The following is a 293-nucleotide window of genomic DNA, read 5'->3' on the forward strand; positions in this document are numbered from 1 at the left end:
GCGGCAGCGTAGCGGGAGCGACAGGTGTGACGATAGTCGGTGTCAACGGTACCGAAGTGGATGGTGCTGCGAACAGTAGCGGTGGCCTGGTCACCATCGGTAATGCGGCTAGCAACGCACCGGTCACCTTGGGTAGTACTGGAACTGTGACCGCGCAAAGCGTCAAGATCAATGGTGCAGCGAATGTGACGGTAGCTGGTGTCGTCAACAGCGTCGGCGACGCCTTAGTCAGCGGTAGCAATGTGCAGGAAGCAGCCAGCTGCAGCGTCAACAGCAGCGCTGGTAATGTGCTG

At 59.4% G+C, this 293-nt stretch carries 1 protein-coding gene; it reads left to right on the top strand.

Annotated features, from left to right (window positions below; genetic code table 11):
• Positions 1 to 26 precede the first annotated feature (26 nt).
• Positions 27 to 293: hypothetical protein (locus tag QN347_RS19720; protein WP_323494384.1), on the top strand; the 267-nt coding region annotated here is incomplete at its 3' end.

This window comes from Sphingomonas sp. 10B4, assembly GCF_035019905.1.
Taxonomy (GTDB): domain Bacteria; phylum Pseudomonadota; class Alphaproteobacteria; order Sphingomonadales; family Sphingomonadaceae; genus Sphingomonas; species Sphingomonas glacialis.